Source organism: Clostridiales bacterium (genome assembly GCA_012512255.1).
Lineage (GTDB): Bacteria > Bacillota > Clostridia > Christensenellales > DUVY01 > DUVY01.
In genome coordinates this window covers 1-2,059 of record JAAZDJ010000106.1, presented here as the reverse complement: position 1 = coordinate 2,059, position 2,059 = coordinate 1, and the positions used below count along the sequence as shown (strand labels likewise).

Genomic DNA, 2,059 nt, shown 5'->3' with positions numbered 1-2,059 from the left:
ATAAAAACAGAAGCGGTAATTATAGAAAAACCTACCGCGTTTTTTGCCGTATTGCCAAGGCATGTCAAGTTTTTGCATTCGTATTCCTCATTGACTCTGGGCACCAGAGCCACGGCAAGCGCCCCTGTCAGAGTTATAGGCGCGAACAAAAAACCCATGGACATTCCCACGCTTGAGCCGTATATTTCCATAGCCTTAGAATTGCTAAGGCCCGACACAATCAGCCTTTTGGGGATTATTATGGCGATCAAAAAGTTGACCAATGCCGAGCTTACGCGCATTACGGTAATGGGCGCGGACATTTGGAATACTTGTTTTATATGCCCTTGGGGCGTCTGGGCGCGCCCGCCCAATTTATGAAAAAACGCGATCATAATAAGCGCGCTTGCGGCGCAAGCCAGCGAAAGCGAAAGCGCGGCAAGGTTGGCGCGGGCAAGCGAATTTTTGGCGTATAAAAACAACAGCATGCAGATTAAGATTCTTACGGTTTGTTCTATTAACTCTATACAAGATACCGCGAAATAGTGTTTTTTGCCCCAAACATTGCCTTTGAAAGAATCGCCTATTGAAGAAAAGACCACGGCTGGCATTAGCATTATCAAGATGTTATAACTCAAAGGATTGGCAAAAGCCGCCCGCCATAAATTTTCAAATAATAACACGATTGATATCGCCAGAAGGCTTACAATAATATTAATAAAAACGGCGGCGCTTACGGTAGAGCCTTGATTTATTGACAAGTCAAACTGCGACCTTGCGGTCATGGACGTGACGGTAATGGGTATTCCGCTGGACACCATAACCAAAAAAACAATAAACACCGAAAAAGCGACTTGGTAAACCCCCATCATTTCGGCGCCGAGCGTTTGCGAAAGATACCATCTAAACAAAAATCCTATGGTTTTAGTGGTTATGGAAAAAAAGGTCATTATCGCCGTGGTCTTTAACAATTCTTTGATAATTTTTTCTCCTTTATAAAAACGGCATTGTTTTAAACATATATTTGTGCATAATTAAGGCATAAATATTTTTATGTTTTTGAAAATAAAACGATGAAAAAAATAATAAATTTTCGTCTTTTGTTTTTTATGGGCGTCGCTTTAGGCGCGCTAATATTAGGAATATGCGAGATGTTTCGCCATAATTACCTTTGGGCGTCATTTAGTTTGGCGGCTTTTAGCGCTATGGTCGTTATTGTCTCGCTTTTTAAAGGCCGCCGTATAAATTTAATAGTAACTTTGGTTTTATCCTTGATTTGTTTGGCTTCAACGCTGCACGCGTTTTATTTTTGGGAAGGCAAGGACCAAAAAGGGCAAATAACCTTGACTTTAACCGACCAAATTATCCAAGACCAAAAGCTGATAGCCGCTATAGGCAAAGATATAAAAGTAAATGGCAAAAAAATAAAAGGCAAAGCCCAAGTTTTTATTGAATTGGACGAGCAAAGCTACCTATATGGTTTGCGCGCGGGCGATAAGATAATGGTTTATAGCGGGGATTTGGTCGCCCAAAAGATAGATAATTTGGACTACCTTAGCTTACAAAATTACCACCAAAACATAAAATATGTCATAAGATGCCAAGAATTTGATGTGAGGCGATATAGCGGCAAAAGCGATATATTATCGGCCTTTAGGTATAAGCTGAAAGATATTATTTTTAAAAACATTTCCGATCAAGACGCCGCCGGTATAAGCTACGCTATGATAACGGGCAACCGCGACCATATCGCGAACGACATATACAAAAGTTACAAAACCGCCGGCCTTGCCCATATTTTGGCCGTATCGGGAATGAACATAAGCTTTTTGATTATATGCGCAAGCCTTATCTTTTTTGGCGTCAAGCGTTTTAGGATATCAAAATTGATTATAATGACAGCGTTTATCGGTTTTTATTGCGCGTTATGCGGTTTCGCGCCTTCGGTTGCCCGCGCGGGGATTATGGGCGTAATAATGATTTTATCCAAAACTTTGGGGCAAAGATTGGATTCGCTTAATAGCTTAGGTTTTGCCTCTTTAATAATGCTTATGTTTAGGCCGCTTTATATTTACGACTT

General features: G+C 40.8%; 2 protein-coding genes. One reads left to right on the top strand and one right to left on the bottom strand.

Features of this window, described 5'->3' with window-relative positions; translation table 11 throughout:
- Positions 1-929: oligosaccharide flippase family protein (locus GX756_05520; protein ID NLC17321.1), on the bottom strand; the 929-nt coding region annotated here is incomplete at its 3' end.
- Between the two features lie 123 nt (positions 930-1,052).
- On the opposite strand from GX756_05520, the gene GX756_05515 reads away from it, so the two are divergent.
- On the top strand, positions 1,053-2,059 hold a 1,007-nt coding region (locus tag GX756_05515; GenBank protein ID NLC17320.1), incomplete at its 3' end, for a ComEC/Rec2 family competence protein.